A 20,751-nucleotide genomic window follows, 5' to 3' on the forward strand; every position below is an offset into this window, starting at 1 on the left:
TGTCATTCCAATAATTCTGAATGTCGGGCTTTTACCCGCTGTTTTATCCACTCCACGAACGCCTTGACCTTAGGCACTTGCGCCGCATGTTCGGCATGAGCCAGAAAATGCGAGCCATCGCTCTGCATCGGGTGGTCCCAGGCAATCACCAGCTTGCCTTCGGCCAGTTCTTCGTTGACCAGATAGCGCGGAATCAAGGCAATGCCGCAACCGGCCTGAGCGGCACGAATGCACATGTAAAAAGTGTCGAAACGCGGGCCGTGATAGCTGCTTTGCGAATGCAGGTTCTGCTCCAGAAACCATTCATGCCAGGCCTCGGGACGCGAGGTGCATTGCAGCAGGGTATGGCCGGTCAAGGCCTGGGCACTCGGGATGCCGTTGCTGGCCAGCAGGTCCGGCGCGCACACCGGCACCATTTCCTCCTTGAACAGCTCGATGCAAGTGGCTCCGGGCCAGGTGCCCTGACCGAAAAAGAACGCCACATCGGCCTTGGCCCTGACCAGATCGAAGGGTTCCAGCTCGCTGCGGATATCCAGGTGAATGCCGGGGTTCTGGCTGCCGAAGCCCTTCAGGTTCGGCACCAGCCAGCGGTCGCCGAACGTCGGCTGGGTGGCGATTTTCAGTACCTCTGTCTCGCCGCCATAGGTCAGGATGTAGCGGCTCGACATGTCGACCTGAATGAGGATCTTGCTCACCTCGGCCATGTACAACTCGCCTGCCGGAGTCAGGTGCAGACGACGGCGGATACGCTGGAACAACGGGTGGCAGAGCATCTCTTCCAGTTGCGCGACCTGCTTGCTCACGGCGCTTTGGGTGAGGTTCAGTTCCTGGGCTGCACGAGTGAAGTTCAAGTGACGGGCCGAGGCTTCAAAACACTGCAAGGCGGTCGTTGAGGGCATCAAACGCTTGGACATTACCGGTTACCTGTTGACGTGCGGGGTGGTTCATTCCAAAACGGAATCATGTTTTTCTAAATGGTCGTTTGTGACAAGGACTGTTGCGGATCAATACTGATCCACATCAATGATTTCAACCAGTGTCATTTGCAGGAGAATCAATGTGGTTGCCAATTTGTTAGCAAGCCTGGGCGTAGCGAAAAATGCATACACAGAAGGGGGCTACCCCGTCTACACCCCTATCGATGGCAGCCAGATTGCCTCCGTCAGCCTGGAAGGCAAGGCGCAGGTCGTGGCGCGCATCGACAGTGCCCAGAGTGCGTTTCTGAAGTGGCGCACTGTACCGGCTCCACGCCGTGGTGAGCTGGTGCGTATCTTTGGTGAAGTGCTGCGCGAACATAAAGCCGAGCTGGGCGAACTGGTGTCCATCGAGGCCGGCAAGATCACTCAGGAAGGCCTGGGTGAAGTGCAGGAAATGATCGACATCTGCGACTTCGCCGTCGGCCTTTCCCGCCAGCTGTACGGCTTGACCATCGCCTCCGAGCGTCCTGGCCATCACATGCGTGAAACCTGGCATCCACTGGGCGTGGTCGGTGTCATCAGCGCCTTTAACTTCCCGGTAGCGGTCTGGGCCTGGAACACCACGCTGGCGCTGGTCTGCGGTAACCCTGTGATCTGGAAGCCTTCGGAGAAAACCCCGCTGACCGCTCTGGCCAGCCAGGCCCTGTTTGAAAAGGCCCTGAAAATCTTCGGTGATGCGCCTGAAGGTCTGGCACAACTGATCATCGGTGATCGTGAGGCTGGCGAGGCGCTGGTCGATGACCCGCGTGTCGCGTTGGTGAGCGCCACCGGTAGCACCCGCATGGGCCGTGAAGTAGGCCCGCGTGTCGCGGCTCGTTTCGGTCGCAGCATTCTGGAACTGGGCGGCAACAACGCCATGATCCTGGCCCCGAGTGCCGATCTGGATCTGGCCGTGCGCGGCATTCTGTTCAGTGCGGTGGGCACTGCTGGCCAGCGCTGCACCACGCTGCGCCGTCTGATCGTGCATCGCTCCATCAAGGACGAAGTGGTTGCCCGTGTGAAAGCGGCCTACGGCAAGGTCCGTGTCGGCGACCCGCGTGAAGGCAACCTGATCGGTCCGTTGATCGACAAGCAGGCTTTTTCGGCCATGCAGGATGCACTGAGCAAGGCCCGTGATGAGGGCGGCCAGGTATTCGGCGGCGAGCGCCAGTTGCAGGACAAATACCCGAATGGCTACTACGTGACCCCGGCCATCGTCGAGATGCCGGCCCAGAGTGATGTGGTGCGTCACGAAACCTTTGCGCCGATTCTCTACGTGCTGACTTACGACGAGTTCGAGCAAGCGCTGCGCCTGAACAACGAAGTGCCACAAGGCCTGTCGTCCTGCATCTTCACCACCGACATTCGTGAGGCCGAGACTTTCCAGAGTGCTGCCGGCAGCGACTGCGGCATTGCCAACGTCAACATTGGCACCAGCGGTGCCGAAATCGGCGGGGCATTTGGTGGCGAGAAGGAAACCGGTGGCGGGCGTGAATCCGGCTCCGACTCCTGGAAGGCCTACATGCGTCGTCAGACCAATACCGTCAACTATTCCCGCGAGCTGCCGCTGGCTCAAGGGATTGTTTTCGACTGACAGACAGGGCATCAGGCTCGCCCGGCGAGCCTGAAACTTCATGAGGCTGGAGTTCTGCAATGACGCAATTTCGTCAAGGGTGCCTGTGGGAACAACTGACGCCGCAACGGCCGAGCTACCCGCCGTTGACCGGTGAGCTATCCGCCGACGTTTGCGTGATCGGGGCCGGTTTTACCGGTCTGTCCGCCGCCCTTCAATTGCTGGAAGGTGGCAAGTCCGTTTGTATCGTGGAAGCCCATCAAGTGGGCCACGGCGGCTCGGGGCGCAACGTGGGGCTGGTCAACGCCGGGACCTGGGTTGCGCCGGACGAGCTGGAAAAAGTCCTGGGCAGCGCTGAAGCCAATCGCCTCAATGGCGCATTGGGTGCTGCGCCGGCCCTGGTGTTCTCCACCATCGACAAGTACAACATCGACTGTCAGGAAACCCGCACCGGCACCTTGCATATGGCGCACAACGCCAAAGGGCTGGCAGACCTGCGCAGCCGTGCCGAGCAGTGGCAGCGTCGTGGTGCCAATGTCGAGCTGTTGACCGGCAAGACCTGCGAAGACGCCTGCGGCACCGACAAGATTTCCGGGGCGCTGCTGGATCATCGGGCCGGGACCGTCAACCCCATGGCTTATGCCTCGGGCATGGCGACCAATGTGGTTGCCCGTGGCGGCTTGCTGTTTGGTGACTCGCCGGTAACCGGGCTGCAACGCACGGACGATGGCTGGAAAGTCTCCACCGACAAGGGCAGCGTGCGGGCCGAAAAGGTCGTCATCGCCTCCAATGCCTACACCGAGGGCGAATGGACGGATGTGAAGGATCACATTTTTGCCGGTTACTACTATCAGGTGGCCTCGCTGCCGCTCAGTGGCCCCGAGCAGGAAAGCGTGCTGCGCGGTGGGCAAGGCTCATGGGATACGCGCACGGTATTGAGCAGCATTCGCCGTGATGCACACGGACGCCTGTTGCTGGGTAGCCTGGGTAATGCCGGCAATTACCCGCTGTGGTTCATTCGTCAGTGGGCCGACCGCATTCAGCAGCATTACTTTCCGCAACTGGGCAAGGTCGAGTGGCAATGCACCTGGACGGGCCGTATCGGCTTTACGCCAGACCATTTGCTGCGTCTGTTCGAGCCAGCCCCCGGCCTCCTGGCCGCGACCGGTTTCAATGGACGGGGTGTCACCACCGGAACATTGGTGGGCAAATGCTTTGCCGATTACCTGCTGACCAACGATGCCAAGGCCCTGCCAGTCAGCTTCTCGAAGAGCAAGACGGTACTGGGCAGTTCATTGCGCACCCTGGCTTACGATGCGGGTTTTACGCTGTATCACGCCGGGCAATGCCTGCGCGTCGTACTTTGATTTCTTAAAAGAATAAAACGCCATACAACAATAAATTTCATTCAATTTCTGCTGCCGTACGAAATCGATTCAAGGAAATACAAATGGCAAGTTTCATACTCGCCCGGCTTTGCCGTGGCGGTCTTTCGGCATCCGGTCTATCTGAATTCCGTTTGAAAGTAAGCCAATAAAGCGGTGGGAACACTGCGCCAACAAGAATGCTTATTCAAAAACAGGTTGCGTCGTCGGGCTGCCTCTTTGCGTGCCGCCCTGTGCAACTTCAACGTTGAGGGTAGAACATGGTTTCTCATAAAAAGAACGAGCACCGCTCCCTGAAACACGGGCTGACATCTCGTCAGGTTTCGATGATTTCCATTGCGGGCATCATTGGTGCCGGCCTGTTCATCGGCTCCTCCAAGGCCATCGCCACGGCGGGGCCAGCGATCCTGATCTCTTACGGCATTGCCGGCCTGCTGGTTTTGCTGGTCATGCGCATGCTGGGTGAAATGGCGATTGCCAACCCCGATAGCGGTTCATTCTCCACCTATGCCGGGCAGGCCATCGGGCCATGGGCCGGGTTTACCATCGGCTGGTTGTACTGGTGGTTCTGGGTCCTGATCATTCCGGTCGAAGCGATTGCCGGTGCCGATATCCTGCACGCCTGGATGCCCTCGGTGCCGTCCTGGCTGTTCGCCTTTCTGATCATGATCACGCTGTCCTGTACCAATCTTGTGAGCGTGAAGAATTTCGGTGAATTCGAGTACTGGTTCGCGCTGGTGAAGGTCATTGCGATCCTGGCGTTCATCGGCGTCTGCACCCTGGCCGTACTGGGCTTCTGGCCACTGGCCGAAACATCCGGCGTCGCTCAGATCTGGCAGAACGGCGGTTTCATGCCCAATGGTTTTGGCGCTGTGCTGGGCGGCGTATTGATCACGATCTTTTCATTCTTCGGCGCAGAAATCGTCACCATTGCCGCCGATGAAACGGCCAACCCCAAAGAGAAGATCCGCAAGGCCACCAACCTGGTGGTGTACCGCATCGCGATTTTCTACATCTTCTCGATCTTCTTCATCGTGTCGCTGGTGGCTTGGAATGACCCGCGCTTGCTGCAAGTGGGTTCGTTCCAGCGGGCACTGGAAATCATCAATGTGCCGGGCGCCAAGATGGTGGTCGATATCGTGGTGTTCGTGGCTGTCACCAGTTGCATGAACTCCGGCCTCTACACCGCCTCGCGGATGCTGTATTCCCTGGGCGCACGGGGCGAAGCGCCTGTGCAGATCAGACGTGTTTCCGGCAGCGGTGTGCCGACTGTCGCGGTGATTCTTTCCACCCTGGCAGGCTTTGTCGGCTGCTTCGTGAACTACGCCTTTCCGGGCAAGGTGTTCGGTTTCCTGCTGTCCACCACTGGTGCCATTGCGTTGCTGGTGTACCTGGTGATTGCCGTTTCCCAGTTGCGCATGCGGACAAGGCTGGAGAAGGAAGGCCAGGAGCCGGCCTTCAAGATGTGGCTGTTCCCATGGTTGACCTGGCTGGTGATCGGGCTGATCACACTGGTGCTGGGATACATGCTGATCACCCCCACCTACCGTTATGAAACGCTGATGACCGCGGCGGTTACCGGGACGATTCTGCTGATTGCCCTGGTGCGTCGCAAGGCGGCAGGGGGATATGTGAGTTCTGCGGCATCCAGATGAGTCAAAAGCGTCGCGGGCAAGCCCCCTCCCACAAAAGCAACGCATGAGGGGGAGTGCTTGCCCGCGACGAGGTGTTTACGAAACTGCCTGACTATTGATCCGCAATTCCGCCCGCAGCCCGCCTTGCGGTGAGTTGCCCAGATGCAGGCTGCTTTCGAGCTTGCGCACGATCATGTCGACAATTGCCAGCCCCAATCCTGCGCCATTGCTGTTGCCCTTGCTGTAGAAGCGTTCGAGCAGGCGTGCCTTGTGTTGTTCGTCGATACCGGGTCCAGCGTCTTCTACGCACAGGTGGGCGCTGCCATCGTCCAGACGTTGCAGCACAACCCGAATCTCGCTGGCAGCTGGAGCGAAGTTGAGGGCGTTGGTCAGCAGGTTCTGCAAGGCGATGGTGATGGCTCCTGGATCGCTGTGGATCACGCACACTTCATCGGCCTCCAGTACCAGCTCGACACGTTTTTCCAGCGCCAGTGGCGTGAGTTCGGCCATTTCTTCCTGGACCAGCGTATTGAGCTCAAAGGTCTTCAACTGATCCGGGCTCAGGCGCGGTTCAAGGCGGGCCATGGTCAGCAACTGGCTGGCGATGCGTGCCGCCCGGTCAACGCCATGTACCAGGAAATCCAGCGCTTCCAGGCGTTGTTCGGGAAGTTCGGCCTGACGGGCGTTCTGTGCGTGGATGCGCAGCACAGTCAAGGGCGTGCGCAGCTCATGGGCGGCATCGGCAATGAAGCGTCGTTCGCGTTCCAGCAGGTTGTCGATCTGGGTCAGCAGACGGTTGAGCGCGGTCTGCATGGGCTCCAGCTCCTTTGGCAATGGCGACAGCGCCAGAGGCTCCAGGCTCTCTGCATCGCGCTTGCGGATCACCTGAGCCATGGATTGCAGCGGGCGCAGGCCCCAGCCGATGACCAGCCAGATCGACACGATCAATAACGGAACGCCAATCACGGTCGGCCAGACGGTGTGACTCACAATGATCTGGATCAGGCCCTGACGCACATCGTCGCGCTCGCCGACCCAGATCAGGAAGCCTTGCTGTGGATCTGCCAGCAGGAAGCCACACCATTCACGGCCATTTTCCACGAGGTCGTGGGAGCCTTCCTCCTTGGGCGGTTCGCTGAGTACCGGGGCTTCGGCTGAACGGACCAGCAGTTCACCCGAAGTGCGCCAGACCTGGAAGGTCAGCCGGGTTTCGTAAGGATGGGCCACGCCGCTGGTGCCGACTCGGCTCATGGCTTCATCGAAGGCTTCATACAGCTTGCTCAGGTCCTTTTCACCTTCCGCCCGCTGACGCAGCACGCCTTGCAGCAAACGGGCGCTTTGCGCCAACTGGGCGTCGTAGACCTCTTCGATTTCATGGTGACTGTCGCGCAGCACCAGCAGGCCGATGATCAGATCGCCCAGCAGCAACAACAGCAATACCGGGGCAAGGATTCGTGCGCGTACCGAGGTCATGCCTTGAGCTCCAGCAGGTAACCGACGCCGCGAACGGTGCGGATCAGGTCAGTGGACAGTTTCTTGCGCAGGTTGTGGATCAGCACTTCCAGCGTGTTGCTTTCGACTTTTTCCTGCCAGCCATAGAGCGTGGTAGACAGACGCTCGCGAGTGACGACCTTGCCGGGACGGATCATCAGTTGATGCAGCAACTGATACTCCATGGGCGTCATGGGGACTTCACTGCCCTGATAGCTGACCTGTTGCGACGCCGGGTCCAGGCTGATACCCGCGTGTTCCAGCAGCGGTTGTGCCCGACCCTGGCTGCGGCGCAACAGGGCGCGCACCCTGGCTTTCAGTTCGTTGACGTCGAAAGGCTTGATCAGATAATCATCCGCTCCTGCATCCAGCCCGGCGATGCGGTCTTGCGTACCGTCACGAGCGGTCAGGATCAGCACCGGCAGCGATTGCTCTTCGGCGCGCAACTGGCGCAGCAGGTCGAAGCCGTCCAGACGTGGCAAGCCGAGGTCCAGCAGCAACAGATCAAAGCGCTCGCTGCGCAGGGCATGCAGGGCGCTGAGTCCGTCCTCGATCCAGTCAAGCGTATAGCCCTCAGTGTTCAAGGCGACTTTGATGCCTTGGCCGATGGCGCGATCATCTTCCACCAGAAGCAGACGCATAAGAGGTTCCGGGCAATGGGTTGGGGGAGGGCGGGCGCCATCATGCCGTTATGGCCGAGGCTCGCGTAGAGCCATATGTCGAGAAGATGTAACGATCTGTTGCACCTTAAGCTTTTCCTAAGATTGCTTTCGCACAGTAGCGGCTCCTTAACTGCTGCGAGTATCCAACATGCGTAAAGTCCTGCTGATTTCCTTGCTGATGGCCAGCCCTCTGGCACTTGCCGGCCCGCAATGCACCACCGCCGACAAATCCCAGTGGCAGGATCAGGCCAAGTTCCAGGAGCAACTCAAGGCCCAGGGTTACCAGATCAGCAAGTTCAAGGTCACTGACGGCAACTGCTACGAGATCTACGGTTTCGACAAGGACAAGCGCAAGGTCGAAATCTACCATGACCCCGTTAGCGGCAAGGCCGTGAAGACCGAGATCAAGGGCTGATGAGCCGCGCTTCCCTGCGCCTGTGGGACCCTTTGGTCAGACTGTTTCATCTTTCTGTCGCGGGCGTCTTCATTGCCAACTACTTCCTTAACGAAGCCGGTGGCGACTGGCATGTCTGGTTGGGCTATTACGCAGTTGCCTGGCTGTGCGTGCGAGTGGTGTGGGGATTCATCGGGCCACGCAGTGCCCGCTGGAGTGACTTCTGGCCGAGCCCGAGTCGTTTGCGTGCTCATGTGCAGTCGCTGATCGACCGGCGACCTGTTCACCGGCTCGGTCATTCGCCTCTGGGGGCGCTGGTCATGGTCCTGATGATGGCGCTGATTTTCTCCATCGGGCTGACCGGCTGGATGATGGAAGAAGTGGATGCCCTGTGGGGCGCCGACTGGCCGTTGCAGATCCACGAAACCTTGGCCGACGTGCTTTGCGCGCTGGTGGTGCTGCACATGGCAGCCGCTGTATTCGAGAGTTTTCAGGTGCGCGACAACCTGCCGCTGTCGATGTTGACCGGCAAGCGGCGCTCATTGCCCGAGCAAACCGACAACTGAACAGACCCGTAACTCCCTTCGCTAAGGTGCTGGATTTTCATGCCTGTTATTTCCCGAAACCTGGCTGCATGGAGCGCAGGCCTTGCTGTTGTCTTGATTTTTTTCAGCGCCTGGCTCAGCCATCCGCTGCACAAGCTGTCTCCTTTCGCAGTCAGCGAAACGCCGGTCAGTGTCGAGGGCGCTGTCGCCACGGCCGCGACCTACAGCTCGCGTTTCGCATCTTCCGATCTCGACGATTTCGTCCACTCATCTGCCGTTACCGCCTTGCCCGGCGGCGACCTGATGTCGGTATGGTTTGCCGGTTCCCGAGAGGGTGCGGGGGATGTGGAAATTCGTGCTTCCCGATTCGATGCCAGCGCCGGTGAGTGGGGCAATGAACAGGTGCTCGCGACCCGAGAGTCCACCCAGACCGGCACGGGCAAATACATTCGCAAGCTGGGCAACCCGGTGGTTGCACTGGCTCCTGACCAACGCCTCTGGCTGTTCTATGTGTCGGTATCGGTCGGTGGCTGGGCCGGGAGTTCGGTGAATGCCATGGTTTCTCAGGACATGGGCGTCACCTGGTCGACGCCGCGCCAGTTGATTACCTCGCCTTTCCTGAACATCAGCACCCTGGTTCGCGCAGCGCCGGTGTTTCATGCCGACGGCTCGATTGGCCTGCCGGTCTATCACGAGTTTCTGGGCAAGTTTGCCGAGTACCTTTATCTGAGCCCCAATGGTGATGTGATCGACAAGTTCCGCATCAGTCGCGGCACCAATTCCCTGCAACCCACGGTCGTACCGCTGGACGGGCAGCGGGCCGTGGCCTTGTTGCGTTATGCAGGAAATACCTATCACCGCGTACTGGCCAGCCGCACCGAAGATGGCGGCCAGACCTGGAGCGAACCGCACCCGCTGGAGCCGAGCAACCCCAACTCGTCGCTGGCGGCGGTCGGTGTGCCGGGGCGTGGTTTGCTGGTGGCCTTGAACGACCTGCGTGACGGTCGTTTCAAACTGAGCCTGTATGGCACCGACGAGCAGATGAACCAATGGCGGCCGGTGATCGATCTGGATAAGTCTCCCGATCCGCTGGGTAATCCGTTCTCGCTGGAAGCCTATCGGGAAATCCTCGGTGAAGGTTTCCGGGCCTCCAGTGGTGCGCGGCGCCAGTCTCTGGAAGCGGAGTTCCTGAGCAACCTGGACCAGCGAGTCTGCTCGCCGCAAGGGTGCGATTTTGAATACGAATACCCGTATTTCATCCGCAGCCCGGACGGCATGTACCACTTGGTCTATTCCTGGAACAACACCTTTATCAAGCATGTCAGCTTCAACGAAGCCTGGCTGGCGGAGCACTTGTTATGATCGCGCAATGGCTGACTCATCTGGCGTTTGCGCTGGTACTGTTTCTGATCCTGTCTTCCTGGACGTCCTCGCCGCGCTGGCGGCTGGCGATACTGGCCGGTGCCTCGTTGGCGAGTGTGGTTTCCATCGACGGCCTGTCCCTGGCGTCCTACGTGCGCAGCCTGAGCGATGATCTGGCTATCACAACTCTGATAGGCCTGGTCTGGCTGACCGCCCAGCGCCTGGGGCTCATCCAGCCACTGGAGAGTCGCCAGCGTTTGCTGGTGTTGTCGGTGCTCGCGGCGCTGGCACTGGTTCTCTACCCGGCCACGCTGGGCATTACGTATTTCGACCCTTACCGCTGGGGCTTCAACCCACGGCCAATGATCATCGCCATTGCGGCTCTCACCCTTGGGCTGGTTTACCTGCGCAGCCATCTGGGTGCCTTGATGCTGGCGCTGGCCACGCTGGCCTTCACCTTCCGGATCAAACCTTCGGAAAACTACTGGGATTACCTGATCGATCCGTTCCTGGCGTTGTACGGCTGCATTGCGTTGTTGATGTTCGTGGCACGGCAGTTTTATCGCGGCCGTTCACAGAGCCTGTAGGTGCGGTGTTTCAAACGATACATCTCTGTCGGATGTACCTGCTCTTCGCGGATGAATCCGCTCCTACAGGCCTATCACCCGTAGGAGCGAATTCATTCGCGAATGGGGCATTAGTCGAGGAACGAAAATGAGTTGGCTGCAATCACGACGCCTGCAGTATTGGGCAGGCACAATCGTGCTGTTTTTCCTGTTGTCGGCACTGTTGAGGGGCGTGTTCTTCTGGAGCTTTTCCGGGGTCGAGCACGAGAAGCTGTTTAGCGACCCGACCGTGCTGCAAACCCTGGGCATCGGTTTTCGCTTCGACTTGCGTCTGGCGCTGCTGGTGTCCCTGCCGGTGGCTTTCCTGCTGTACGTGCCTCGCTGGAACATGGTCAGCGTCCGTGCCCTGCGCTGGATAGGTCGTTCATACCTGCTGCTGGCATTGCTGGCGCTGACGATGATTCATGTCATCGACTTCGGCCATTACGCCTACCTCGGCGTAAGGCTCAACGCCAGTGTCCTGCGCTATCTGGACGATGCCCAGATTTCTCGCGACATGCTGTGGCAAACCTATCCGGTGGTGTGGATCAGTCTCGGCTGGCTGTTGACCTTGCTGGTGCTGGGCCGCGTCCTGATCTGGCTGGAACTCATGACGCTTGAGCGAGCGCCGCGCTCGGTCAAACGCTGGTCGGCGGCCTGGGGCGCGGCAGTGATTGTCTGCGCGACTTTCCTTGGGCTGCTGGGCCGTGTGGACAACCTCAACCTGGAAAACCCGGTGCCGTTGCGCTGGAGCGATGCGTTTTTCTCCGGCAATAACCAGGTGGCGGCATTGGGGCTTAACCCTGCGCTGTTTCTGTATGACACCCTCAAGGTTTCCCAGTCGCGCTATGACGAAGATCAGGTACGTCAGCACTATGACGTGGTCGCCAATTACCTGAGTGTCCAGCAGCCCGATGCCCAGGCCCTGAACTTCAAACGTCAGCAGCCCGTGCAGCCTTACCGGATCGACGGCGAGCGTGCGCCGAACGTGATTTTCGTAATGCTCGAATCCCTGGGCACCAGCGCCGTAGGAGCTTATGGCAACCCGCTCAATCCCACGCCGAACCTGGATCGTCTGGCGACCGAAAGCTGGTTCTTCAGGCATTTCTATGTTCCGGTGACCGGCACGGCCAAAACGGTCTGGGCCAGCATCACTGGCGTACCGGACGTCACCCGTCAGGAAACCGCGACACGCCATCCGCTGATTACCCGCCAGAACACGATCATCAATGACTTCAAGGATTACCAGAAGCTCTACATGATTGGCGGCAACTCGGGCTGGGCCAACATGAACGCGCTGATTCGGCGCAGCATCGATGACGTGCGTCTTTATGACGAGCGCGACTGGAAGTCGCCTCAGGTGGACGTGTGGGGCATTTCCGATCTGGACCTGTTCAAGGAAAGCGACAGGATCCTGCGCGAGTTGCCCAAGGACCGGCCATTCTTTGCGTATGTGCAGACCGCAGGCAATCACCGGCCTTTTACCATTCCCAAGGAGAACGACGGCTTCGAGGTCAGCAACCTGACGCTGGAGCAGGTTCAGGCGGCGGGTTCGCGCAGTGTCGAGCAGTACAACGCGGTGCGGTTGCTGGACTTCAATATCGGTCGCCTGATGGAGCTGGCCAAGGCGGGTGGCTACTACGAGAACACCATCTTCGTGATGTTTGGCGACCACAACACCCGCATCAGCCAGATTCCTCATATGGCACCGGCCTTCGAGCAACTGGGGCTGGAGAGCAATAACGTTCCGCTGCTGATTCACGCGCCTGCGCTGCTGGGCTCGCGGGTCATCGAAGAAGCGGTCGGGCTGGCGGATCTGCTGCCCACGGTCGCCGGCATGGCGGGCGTCGAATTCAGCAATGGCGCCATGGGGCGCGATATCCAGCAACCGGCACCGGAAGGCGAGCGAGTGGTGCCGCTGGTCTTGCGTGAAGGCACCTTCCCGCTGATCGGTGCTGTCACCCGGCATTATCTGCTGCAAATGGAACACGACGGCAGTTCGCCCACGCTGCATGACCTGGCCTCACGCACCCCGCTGGACAACGTTGCCGATCAGAACCCTGAAGAGTTTGAGCGGCTACGCGACCTGACGCGCGGTCTGCATGAGAGTTCGCGCTTGATGTTGTATCGCAACGTGCGCTGATCAGCGCCTTTCACAAGCCCCTTCATTCACGACATTCAGTCGCAATGAAGGGGCATGTTTTACCCGCAATCCCTCATCATCCACGCCCGTCGCGGGCTGTCTGAAATAAATGTTTCTGCCTCTGTGATCCAGAAGCGCTTGCGCGACGTAAATGAGTTTTCGCACCTGGCAATGGAATAGCAGACAGTGCGGAGTGCTCTGCTACGCTGAAAATTGTCCAACAGGTGAAATTTCGCAGGTCAACAACAGACTTTTCCGATGCTTAACCTTCTGTAATTCATCGGTAATTCTTGTAAAGCTCTGTCGGATATCGTCGGCAGTCTGTATGTTGGGGGCTCTATTTCGCCTGGATGCGGTTTTTTGTCGTTCCCACCTTTGAGAGCATTGTGGATGTTGGCAACGTGTACCCAGGCTTCCCCGGCCAGACTGCTTGATGCTCTGCGTGCTGAAACGAATCAACTGCATGTCGGTCTGGAAAAGCGCCTGCCGTTTTTCTCTTCTGTTTTAAACAGCGCTTACTACCTTCGTCTGCTCCAGGCTTACTACGGTTTCTACCGTCCGCTGGAGGCTGCCTTGCAGGCCAGTGGCTTGATACCGGCAGAACTGACGCCAGCCGATCGAGTCAAAACCCCTGTGCTATTTCAGGATCTGCATACCCTTGGCATGACAGAACAGGCCATAAACTCACTTGCCCAGTGCAGGCAACTGCCGGTGATCGATTCGCCCGGAGCCTGCCTTGGAGTGCTGTATGTTCTGGAGGGGGCCACTCTCGGCGGGCAGATCCTGCGCCGTGAAATCCACAAGCGACTAGGGCTGGACGAGCACAGTGGCTCGGCCTTTCTGAATGTTTATGGCACGGCCACCGGCATGCGCTGGAAAGCGTTTCTGGCCTATATGGACAGTGTGCAGGCCGACGCTGCAACCACAGAGGCTACCGTGCTGGCGGCCCAATCCACATTTGCATGTTTCGAGCACTGGCTCGATGGTCAAGAGGTACTGTTATGAGCCAACTCGATAAAGATACTTTTGAAGCCCTGTTGGCCAATTGTGCAAACGAGCCTATCCAGTATCCGGGTGCCATTCAGCCTCACGGCGTGTTGTTTACCGTCACCGAGCCGGACTTTGTCATATTGCAGGTCAGCGCCAATGTGCAGGAACTGCTCGACAAGAACCCCGATCACATCCTTGGGCAGCCGCTTGAGTCGGTTGTGGGGGAGGGGTGGGCAGCCGTGCTCAAGAGCGCCAGCCTTCAGGAGTCATTCAACGACATTCCGCAACTTCTGATTACCCTCAATGGCCGTGAGTTTGAGGCGATGCTGCATCGGCACCAGGGCGTACTGGTGCTGGAGCTTGAAGTTCAGGACAAGGATTCGCAGGTCGCCAACAGTGAACGGATCTCCAACCTGGGGCGCATGCTGCGCCAATTGCAGACCGCCAAGACCCTGCAGGCGCTGTATGAAATCAGTGTTCGCGAAATCCAGAAACTGACCGGCTATGACCGTGTGTTGATATACCGTTTCGAGGAAGAGGGTCACGGCCAGGTCATCGCCGAAGCCTCTTCGCCGGACATGGAACTGTTCAACGGCTTGTTCTTCCCTGCCTCGGACATTCCTGATCAGGCTCGCGAACTCTATCGTCGCAACTGGTTGCGCATCATTCCCGATGCCGATTACACGCCGGTTCCGCTGATTCCACAGTTACGTCCCGATACCCAGCAGCCGCTGGACCTGAGCTTCTCGACGCTGCGCAGCGTTTCTCCGATCCACTGCGAATACATGAAGAACATGGGGGTGCTGTCTTCCATGAGCGTTTCCCTGCTCAAGGACGACAAACTCTGGGGCCTGATCAGTTGCGGGCACCGCACGCCACTGTACGTGTCTCACGAACTGCGCGGCGCCTGCCAGGCCATCGGCCAGGTCCTGTCGTTGCAGATCCGCGCAATGGAGGCTCTGGAAGTCAGCCGTCAGCGCGAGGCCAAGCTGCAAATGCTCAAGAGCCTGAACGACTCCATGGTCGCGGCGTCAGAAAACGTCTTCGACGGCCTTGGGCAACAACCGCAAGTATTGATGGACCTGGTGGGCGCTTCGGGTGTGGCGATCATTGAAGACAAGCAATTGCATGTCTTTGGTATCTGTCCTGAGCCTGCTGAAATCAAGGCGCTGCATAAATGGCTGATGGCAAGAGGGCAGCAGGTCTTTTCCAGCCATCATCTGTCGAGCGTCTATCCTGCGGCCGAGGCTTATCAGCAGCATGCCAGCGGTGTTCTGGCCATGAGCCTGCCCAAACCGGTCGACAACGGCGTGTTGTGGTTCCGTCCCGAGGTCAAGGAAAGCATTCAGTGGAGCGGCAACCCGAACAAGCCGCTGGATATGGAAGGCTCCGGCGCGGGCCTGCGGCTGAGGCCGCGCACGTCGTTCGAGATCTGGAAAGTCGAGATGGCGGGCATTTCCACCAAATGGACCCACGGCGATGTCTTCGCCGCCAACGACCTGCGTCGCTCGGCGCTGGAAGACGACCTGGCTCGTCAGGTACGCCGTGAGCAGTTGGCAGTGCGTGCCAGGGATGAACTGGTCGCGGTTGTGTCCCATGACCTGCGCAACCCCATGACCGTCATTTCCATGCTCTGCGGCATGATGCAAAAAGCCTTCAGCTCCGATGGTCCGCACACCTCGCGTCGCATTTCTTCCGCGATCGACACCATGCAACAGGCTGCCAGCCGCATGAATGTTCTGCTGGAAGACTTGCTGGACACCTCGAAAATCGAAGCAGGCCGCTACATCATTTCGCCTCAGCCGCTGGAGGTGAGCCATATTTTCGAGGAAGCCTATTCATTGCTGGCGCCGCTGGCCATGGACAAATCCATCGATATCTCCTTCCATAGCGAACCGGACCTGAGAGTCAGCGCCGACCCGGAGCGCCTGTTCCAGGTGCTGTCGAACCTGATCGGCAACGCCATCAAGTTCACGCCCAAGCAAGGCCGGATCGACGTGGCCGCAGTGCCGGACGGCAACGAGATCGTCTTCACCGTGCGCGACTCCGGCGAAGGCATCCAGCCCGAACAACTGCCGCACATCTTCGAGCGCTACTGGACCATCAAGGAAGGCAACCCGACCGGCACCGGCCTTGGGCTTTACATCTCCCAAGGCATCATCAAGGCCCATGGCGGCGTGCTGACTGCAGACAGTCAGGTGGGGCAGGGCAGCGAGTTCAGGTTTACGGTACCGGTTGCCGGCTGATTGAGGTCTTGTGCCGACGAATGTGGGAGGGGCCTTGGCCGCGACGGCTTGCTGAAGGGCAACACATTTTCGGCACCTGAATGACTGTCGCGGCCAAGGCCCCAGCCGTCTCTTGACTGGCTGGCACTACCGCGTAGAAGCGAATTCATTCGCGAGACGTCATTTCAAACAATATATCTTTGCCGGATGTATCGGGCCTTCGCGAATAAATTCGCTCCATTACAAGCCTCGATAAAAAAATCCTCAAAATCCAGTGTGTAAGGCCGATCAAGAGTGGGCGCTGATGTGTATATCAATACCCGCTCACCTGATAGATGTCTCTTTCTCACATGGAGTTGAACGTGGAGTCGGCCGAGCTGTACGCTTTTTTACGGGACCCAAAGCTGTTGGAGCTAATTGAGCTCAACAAAACGGTCGATGATGTTTTTGATGTGCTGACTCTGTCAGAACCCCAGACCTCTAAAGTGCTTGCCTGGTGTATGAACCCCAACGAAGGGCATTCCCAGGGCGATGGCGTCATCAAGGATTTTCTTGAAGCGGCCTACGCGGCCAGTGATGACTGCACTTATGACAATCGCAAGTTCTTCTTGAAATGGACGCCGGGTAAAATCCGCACCAGCAGTTTTGGTGCAGCATTTGTTACCCGAGAGTTCAGCATCAATATGTCCGGAGGTACATCCAAAGGCAGACTGGATCTGTTTCTGGTGGACCCGTTGAACAAGTTGCTCATTGCGATCGAAAACAAGGTCAAAGCACCACTGACGTCTGAGCAGCTCGATAAATACGTCCAGGCCGTCAGGGATGAACTCGGCAAACGCCGTGTCTTTGCTGACTATGACCTGGCCTTTATCGTCATCGACAAGGACCTCGATGCCTATAAAATAGAGCAACGAAAGAAGCTGGGAACACGTTGGACCTTTCTCGACTACCAATGGCTGGAGTCATCTGCAAACAGGGCTCGGCTGCAATTGAATCGGGGAAACAATGCGGCGCAGTTGCTGGTGGCATACTGTGAAAGCGTGACTCAATGGGAGAGCCCGGCAAGCAAGACACTATCGGACCTTGCTGCCGATCTTGTGCTTGCACATCCAGCGGTCATTGGAAAGATGCGCTCTGTGAAGAACACCCCCCTCGATAAATGGCTGCCGTCGACTCTTCAGGGACCTTCAGGTGAGTTGACCTTGTTCACCGAGCAGCATCGACAGGTATGTGAAAAGCTTTTGAGTGTGCGAGGTGTTGCCAGCCTTGTCCCGCTGTTGAACAAGGCCATCCCGGTTCTGACGCCAGATTTGATCCGGCATGGCCGCCACTCTATATCCATTACCTGTCCGCAAGCCGTAGTGCTGATGCGTGATGAGGTGTGGCCCGTATATCTTGTGATTTACAGGGTTGCGAAAGCATCCACTTTGTCCTCTCCCAAGTTCAACGTGAAGCTCGTCTGGAATAAATACGAGTTTGCTGTCGGCAGCAATGAAGAAGTACTGCGTACCCATCTGGATAAAAGCTTCAATGGCCTGGACCAGTTCACCTCTTCTCAAATGCGACGGGTCTTGATGGCTGAGCATGTCTCGCCCACGGAGGCTATCGATTCGGCGGCGAAGATCATCAAGCTTCTTTCTGTGCAGATTGCGAATTGTCCAAAGGGGCGTTGAAATTTCTTATGTTCCTTAAATTGAATGGATTCTCTCTTGAGCACCCACACATTTCTGTTGTCTTCCAAAACGGCGCTGATTTCAGCCGCTTTCGCACTGTTCTGCCTGTCCGCATGCACGCCCGGTCAGCCTCAAGCGGTTGCAGGCACACCGGCTATCGTATTGCCTGATCCATCGAACCAGGATCGCGCTCCGGTGATTGGTTTCTCGAGTTGCCCTTTGCAGGTGGAGGATGTCCGGCTGTTTCGCGCTATTGCCCATGGAGAGATGGTGCCGGACGCGCAGGGCGATCTGGATGGCGTACGCCTTCCTCTTTCTGGGCAGGACATGAATCAGTGGCATGACGGTGTTACTGCGGTTGATAACGAGCTGGTCCCTCTTGTTATCGATTCCCGTGATCCACGACCTGTCTTTATGGCTGTGTTTGATGGCACATGGAATGATCGGAGTGATGCTGATCTTCCTCCAACCGTTCCCGGAATACTGTCCCGAGAGCTGGAAAAAAGTGAGGCAAGTACCCCAGGCCTGCATGTTGAATACTACCGAGGGGTCGGGACTCAAGGCTCGACCCTTCGCCGCTGGTGGGAGGGCGCGACCGGAAATGGAACCCTCGAGCGCGCCGAACAGGCCCTTGCGGACTTCAAGGCATTTGCAAGTCAGCAGAGCCAGAAGCCCCATGTGTACGTCATCGGATTTAGTCGTGGCTCTGCATCTGCCCGACATTTTCTCAACCTGCTCGATCCGCTGATGCAGGAGAGCGCCGAAGAGCATTTCTATCAGCGGGGAAGAAGTTTTGCCTTCTTGATAGATACAGTCGCCACAGGCCAGAGGGATGTGCTGAACCTCAATATTCCGGCTTCTACCGTGTCAGCCATTCAGTTCAGGGCGACACTGGAGAGACGTTTTTCCTTTCCCATCGTACCTTTGCAGCCATCACCGTCACACTCTTGGCCCGGGCATATTCTGACAGAGCTTCTATTTCCGGCAGTCCATGCGGACCTGGGCGGTGGATATGGGAAAGGCCTGGAGTCGCTGTCGCTGGTCATGGCGCGTACATTGCTTGTACGCCAAGGCTTCAATCTTGAGGAGAAGAATGCACAGGAACAGGCGTTTCTGAACATGGGTCGCCATAACTCGGACTGGCCTGGAACATCCCTTGGCAATGCGTTGCGTGACATTGGTGGAGTCAAGGCTCGGCGTGTAGTGGAGCTCTTTGATACATCTGATAAGAATCCAGCAGGTGATTCTGTCCTTGAACAGCTTGAAACCAGCATGCGTGTTATTGCTGCTGAAAAAGCCAGGTTCAATCGTTCGAGGATTCAGTGCAGCAATGAGCTCGGGATCTGGCAAGGGCTCAGCTTGCAACTCATCTCCACTGAGGACGGCATAGTGGTTAGCACCAATTGCCCTCAGTTCGTTCAGTATGAGCGCCATTCACGCTGGTTTCTGCTTGATGGTGGTCCTTTCATGCGTCCCACAGTAGATACCATCAGGGAGGTTGATGCCGGTCGTGGGACGGTCTGGACTTACTGCCGTCAGGATCCTGCTCATTATATTTCCGGCAAGGCTCCCTAGTTGGGTTTGGTGGTGACGTGTTGTTATCGACCCAATGAGGAAATTCCACTGAAATTTAACCTATCACTATTCTTGGTGTTTCAAAGAACTGAAGATGCCCACGATTGACAGTAAACGACCGCTGACCTCGCTGAAGGATACCTACACCCCGGTGAGTCTGAGCTTCAAACAGTTTCGCGCAGACGGTTACTACCTGCTTGCCCTCAAAGGGAATATCGAAAAACCGGTAGCGCGGGATTATTTCAAGCAGGTGCAGACTCTGACCTCAGACTGTCCGGACCCCATGAGTCTCGGAGTATTGTTCAATGCCATGGAGGACAAGGGACAATGAGTTTGAAGCCGCCTGATGTGTTGCAGGAAATCAGGGCAGGGCTGGAGCATGTTGAAATACGCAAAAACTGCTCGTACAAGCGAATTCATTCGCGAATGGCAAGTACAGTCAACAAGGTGGCAAGTCGCAAATCGTATTTGACTACCACATCACCGAAACCATTATCATCAGCCCGCTATTCGGCAGTCCTTCGCCCCTGAATAGTCAGGGCACCCAACGGAATCAGGGAGAGATGGATGTACCTCAATCAAAAGTCCAACCGTTGTATCTTGCTGGCCGGTGCGTTGCTAATTAGCGGTTGCACTTCGTTTTTGCAGGGCAAGCAGTATGCCGTTCCCGGCTCCGATGAGCCCTCTGCAACAATTCGCCTCAAGGCTGGAAATGGTGCGAGACTGGATGCCATGACGTTCAGCGACAATGGATGCTATGCGGGTTACACCGTCCTGCCCTCTAACGGTGACTACATCGAATCTCGGGTCGCCGTGAATAAGGAACTGATCCTGACCTATTGGCAGACCGCAGGAAGCAGCGTTTGCCAGATACCGTTCTCCTTCACGCCACAGAGCGGCGCCACCTATACCTTAATCCAGGGTTCCTGGAGTGAGCCCAAGGCAGGCATTCTTCCGATCTTCAATCGCGAGGAACATTTCTGCGGCGTAGGCGCCATCAAGAAAGTCGGCGACCAGGAGAGCATCGAACCCATTCAACAGCTGAAAATCAAGACCGGGTTCGCATGCCTGAGGTTTGTTAAATAGAGATATCGCATGGTATTCGCTGCGGGGTGGTTGAACCATATCGGGCGGATGTTGCCTTCACCGGCAACGATACTAATGACCGACTACTGGGATGGGAGGTCAGCTTTCGGCCCAGAGTGTGTAAAAACACCAACCGCGCTATCGCTACCGAATTTAAATGGTAAGGAATGCCAACGTTTCAAGGTCGATCTCAGCGTAGCTCCCCAAATCCCCCTTGTAGAGCCTGATCCTAGAGACCCCAAACTCCGCCTGCAAGAAAGTGACGGAGTGATTTTGTCGCAGGCCAAACAGGAGAGCTACCTTTTCAAAAGGATCGGCCGATAGCTGTTTGTCAAAACTGCCGCTGCTACCATAGTCTCCACAACCCGTGCCCCTGTGACTTATGCATTACTACGACGAAATCTGCTTAGCCAACGTTTACCTAGAAGACAGCTGCGTGCTCGCTATTGAGG

The 20,751-nt window shown here is 57.6% G+C and carries 17 protein-coding genes; 14 read left to right on the plus strand and 3 right to left on the minus strand.

Features of this window, described 5'->3' with window-relative positions:
* Positions 1-2: 2 nt before the first annotated feature.
* Positions 3-914: a LysR family transcriptional regulator gene (locus Q6A51_RS15350; RefSeq protein ID WP_201019874.1), complete on the minus strand. Its 912-nt coding sequence runs from the start codon at positions 912-914 to the stop codon at positions 3-5.
* Between the two features lie 145 nt (positions 915-1,059).
* Between Q6A51_RS15350 and amaB the strand changes: the two genes are divergently transcribed.
* The 3 genes from amaB to Q6A51_RS15365 all read left to right on the plus strand — a co-directional run bounded on the left by amaB (position 1,060) and on the right by Q6A51_RS15365 (position 5,569).
* Positions 1,060-2,550: an L-piperidine-6-carboxylate dehydrogenase gene (gene amaB / locus Q6A51_RS15355; RefSeq protein WP_304575168.1), complete on the plus strand. Its 1,491-nt coding sequence runs from the start codon at positions 1,060-1,062 to the stop codon at positions 2,548-2,550.
* A gap of 59 nt (positions 2,551-2,609) precedes the next feature.
* Positions 2,610-3,896 (plus strand): L-pipecolate oxidase, encoded by a 1,287-nt coding sequence (gene amaA, locus Q6A51_RS15360; RefSeq protein ID WP_304575169.1) that lies wholly within the window; start codon positions 2,610-2,612, stop codon positions 3,894-3,896.
* A gap of 278 nt (positions 3,897-4,174) precedes the next feature.
* On the plus strand, positions 4,175-5,569 hold the full coding sequence (locus Q6A51_RS15365; protein WP_201019871.1) for an amino acid permease: 1,395 nt from the start codon (positions 4,175-4,177) through the stop codon (positions 5,567-5,569).
* 75 nt (positions 5,570-5,644) lie between these two features.
* Here the strand turns inward: Q6A51_RS15365 and Q6A51_RS15370 are convergent, their stop codons facing one another.
* Positions 5,645-7,021, minus strand: coding sequence for an ATP-binding protein (locus Q6A51_RS15370; protein WP_304575170.1), 1,377 nt, complete (start codon positions 7,019-7,021; stop codon positions 5,645-5,647).
* Positions 7,018-7,680 carry a response regulator gene (locus Q6A51_RS15375; protein WP_201019869.1) on the minus strand — a complete coding sequence of 221 codons (663 nt, stop codon included), beginning with the start codon at positions 7,678-7,680 and terminating at the stop codon, positions 7,018-7,020. The genes Q6A51_RS15370 and Q6A51_RS15375 overlap by 4 nt, the downstream gene beginning before the upstream one ends.
* 169 nt (positions 7,681-7,849) lie before the next feature.
* Here Q6A51_RS15375 and Q6A51_RS15380 point away from each other — a divergent pair, with 169 nt between their 5' ends.
* From Q6A51_RS15380 to Q6A51_RS15430, 11 genes are all read left to right on the plus strand, one after another.
* Positions 7,850-8,116: a PepSY domain-containing protein gene (locus tag Q6A51_RS15380; protein WP_025259114.1), complete on the plus strand. Its 267-nt coding sequence runs from the start codon at positions 7,850-7,852 to the stop codon at positions 8,114-8,116.
* On the plus strand, positions 8,116-8,661 hold the full coding sequence (locus Q6A51_RS15385) for a cytochrome b/b6 domain-containing protein (protein ID WP_304575171.1): 546 nt from the start codon (positions 8,116-8,118) through the stop codon (positions 8,659-8,661). The genes Q6A51_RS15380 and Q6A51_RS15385 overlap by 1 nt, the downstream gene beginning before the upstream one ends.
* A 39-nt stretch (positions 8,662-8,700) precedes the next feature.
* The gene (locus Q6A51_RS15390) at positions 8,701-10,002 is read left to right on the plus strand and encodes a sialidase family protein (RefSeq protein ID WP_304575172.1); all 1,302 of its coding nucleotides are present in this window, start codon (positions 8,701-8,703) and stop codon (positions 10,000-10,002) included.
* The gene (locus tag Q6A51_RS15395; protein ID WP_201019866.1) at positions 9,999-10,589 is read left to right on the plus strand and encodes a hypothetical protein; all 591 of its coding nucleotides are present in this window, start codon (positions 9,999-10,001) and stop codon (positions 10,587-10,589) included. The genes Q6A51_RS15390 and Q6A51_RS15395 overlap by 4 nt, the downstream gene beginning before the upstream one ends.
* A 127-nt stretch (positions 10,590-10,716) precedes the next feature.
* The gene (locus tag Q6A51_RS15400) at positions 10,717-12,750 is read left to right on the plus strand and encodes an LTA synthase family protein (protein ID WP_304575173.1); all 2,034 of its coding nucleotides are present in this window, start codon (positions 10,717-10,719) and stop codon (positions 12,748-12,750) included.
* A 390-nt stretch (positions 12,751-13,140) separates the two neighbouring features.
* Entirely contained in the window at positions 13,141-13,755 is a 615-nt protein-coding gene (locus Q6A51_RS15405) for a biliverdin-producing heme oxygenase (RefSeq protein ID WP_304575174.1), read from the plus strand.
* Positions 13,752-15,986, plus strand: coding sequence for an ATP-binding protein (locus Q6A51_RS15410; protein WP_304575175.1), 2,235 nt, complete (start codon positions 13,752-13,754; stop codon positions 15,984-15,986). The genes Q6A51_RS15405 and Q6A51_RS15410 overlap by 4 nt, the downstream gene beginning before the upstream one ends.
* Positions 15,987-16,327: 341 nt before the next feature.
* Positions 16,328-17,638: a PDDEXK-like family protein gene (locus Q6A51_RS15415; RefSeq protein WP_304575176.1), complete on the plus strand. Its 1,311-nt coding sequence runs from the start codon at positions 16,328-16,330 to the stop codon at positions 17,636-17,638.
* Between the two features lie 36 nt (positions 17,639-17,674).
* Positions 17,675-19,213 (plus strand): phospholipase effector Tle1 domain-containing protein, encoded by a 1,539-nt coding sequence (locus Q6A51_RS15420; RefSeq protein ID WP_304575177.1) that lies wholly within the window; start codon positions 17,675-17,677, stop codon positions 19,211-19,213.
* Positions 19,214-19,307: 94 nt separating this feature from the next.
* Positions 19,308-19,544 carry a hypothetical protein gene (locus Q6A51_RS15425; RefSeq protein WP_304575178.1) on the plus strand — a complete coding sequence of 79 codons (237 nt, stop codon included), beginning with the start codon at positions 19,308-19,310 and terminating at the stop codon, positions 19,542-19,544.
* A 236-nt stretch (positions 19,545-19,780) separates the two neighbouring features.
* On the plus strand, positions 19,781-20,299 hold the full coding sequence (locus Q6A51_RS15430; protein ID WP_304575179.1) for a hypothetical protein: 519 nt from the start codon (positions 19,781-19,783) through the stop codon (positions 20,297-20,299).
* Positions 20,300-20,751: the final 452 nt, after the last annotated feature.

It is taken from the genome of Pseudomonas serbiensis (genome assembly GCF_030580745.1).
GTDB classification, from domain to species: Bacteria; Pseudomonadota; Gammaproteobacteria; order Pseudomonadales; family Pseudomonadaceae; genus Aquipseudomonas; species Aquipseudomonas serbiensis.

What these genes read in the sequence shown, in the direction of transcription:
- Q6A51_RS15350 (WP_201019874.1), bottom strand. Translation starts at nt 914, where the DNA reads ATGTCCAAGCGTTTGATGCCCTCAACGACCGCCTTGCAGTGTTTTGAA.
- amaA (WP_304575169.1), top strand. Translation starts at nt 2,610, where the DNA reads ATGACGCAATTTCGTCAAGGGTGCCTGTGGGAACAACTGACGCCGCAA.
- Q6A51_RS15365 (WP_201019871.1), top strand. Translation starts at nt 4,175, where the DNA reads ATGGTTTCTCATAAAAAGAACGAGCACCGCTCCCTGAAACACGGGCTG.
- Q6A51_RS15370 (WP_304575170.1), bottom strand. Translation starts at nt 7,021, where the DNA reads ATGACCTCGGTACGCGCACGAATCCTTGCCCCGGTATTGCTGTTGTTG.
- Q6A51_RS15375 (WP_201019869.1), bottom strand. Translation starts at nt 7,680, where the DNA reads ATGCGTCTGCTTCTGGTGGAAGATGATCGCGCCATCGGCCAAGGCATC.
- Q6A51_RS15380 (WP_025259114.1), top strand. Translation starts at nt 7,850, where the DNA reads ATGCGTAAAGTCCTGCTGATTTCCTTGCTGATGGCCAGCCCTCTGGCA.
- Q6A51_RS15385 (WP_304575171.1), top strand. Translation starts at nt 8,116, where the DNA reads ATGAGCCGCGCTTCCCTGCGCCTGTGGGACCCTTTGGTCAGACTGTTT.
- Q6A51_RS15390 (WP_304575172.1), top strand. Translation starts at nt 8,701, where the DNA reads ATGCCTGTTATTTCCCGAAACCTGGCTGCATGGAGCGCAGGCCTTGCT.
- Q6A51_RS15395 (WP_201019866.1), top strand. Translation starts at nt 9,999, where the DNA reads ATGATCGCGCAATGGCTGACTCATCTGGCGTTTGCGCTGGTACTGTTT.
- Q6A51_RS15400 (WP_304575173.1), top strand. Translation starts at nt 10,717, where the DNA reads ATGAGTTGGCTGCAATCACGACGCCTGCAGTATTGGGCAGGCACAATC.
- Q6A51_RS15405 (WP_304575174.1), top strand. Translation starts at nt 13,141, where the DNA reads ATGTTGGCAACGTGTACCCAGGCTTCCCCGGCCAGACTGCTTGATGCT.
- Q6A51_RS15410 (WP_304575175.1), top strand. Translation starts at nt 13,752, where the DNA reads ATGAGCCAACTCGATAAAGATACTTTTGAAGCCCTGTTGGCCAATTGT.
- Q6A51_RS15425 (WP_304575178.1), top strand. Translation starts at nt 19,308, where the DNA reads ATGCCCACGATTGACAGTAAACGACCGCTGACCTCGCTGAAGGATACC.
- Q6A51_RS15430 (WP_304575179.1), top strand. Translation starts at nt 19,781, where the DNA reads ATGTACCTCAATCAAAAGTCCAACCGTTGTATCTTGCTGGCCGGTGCG.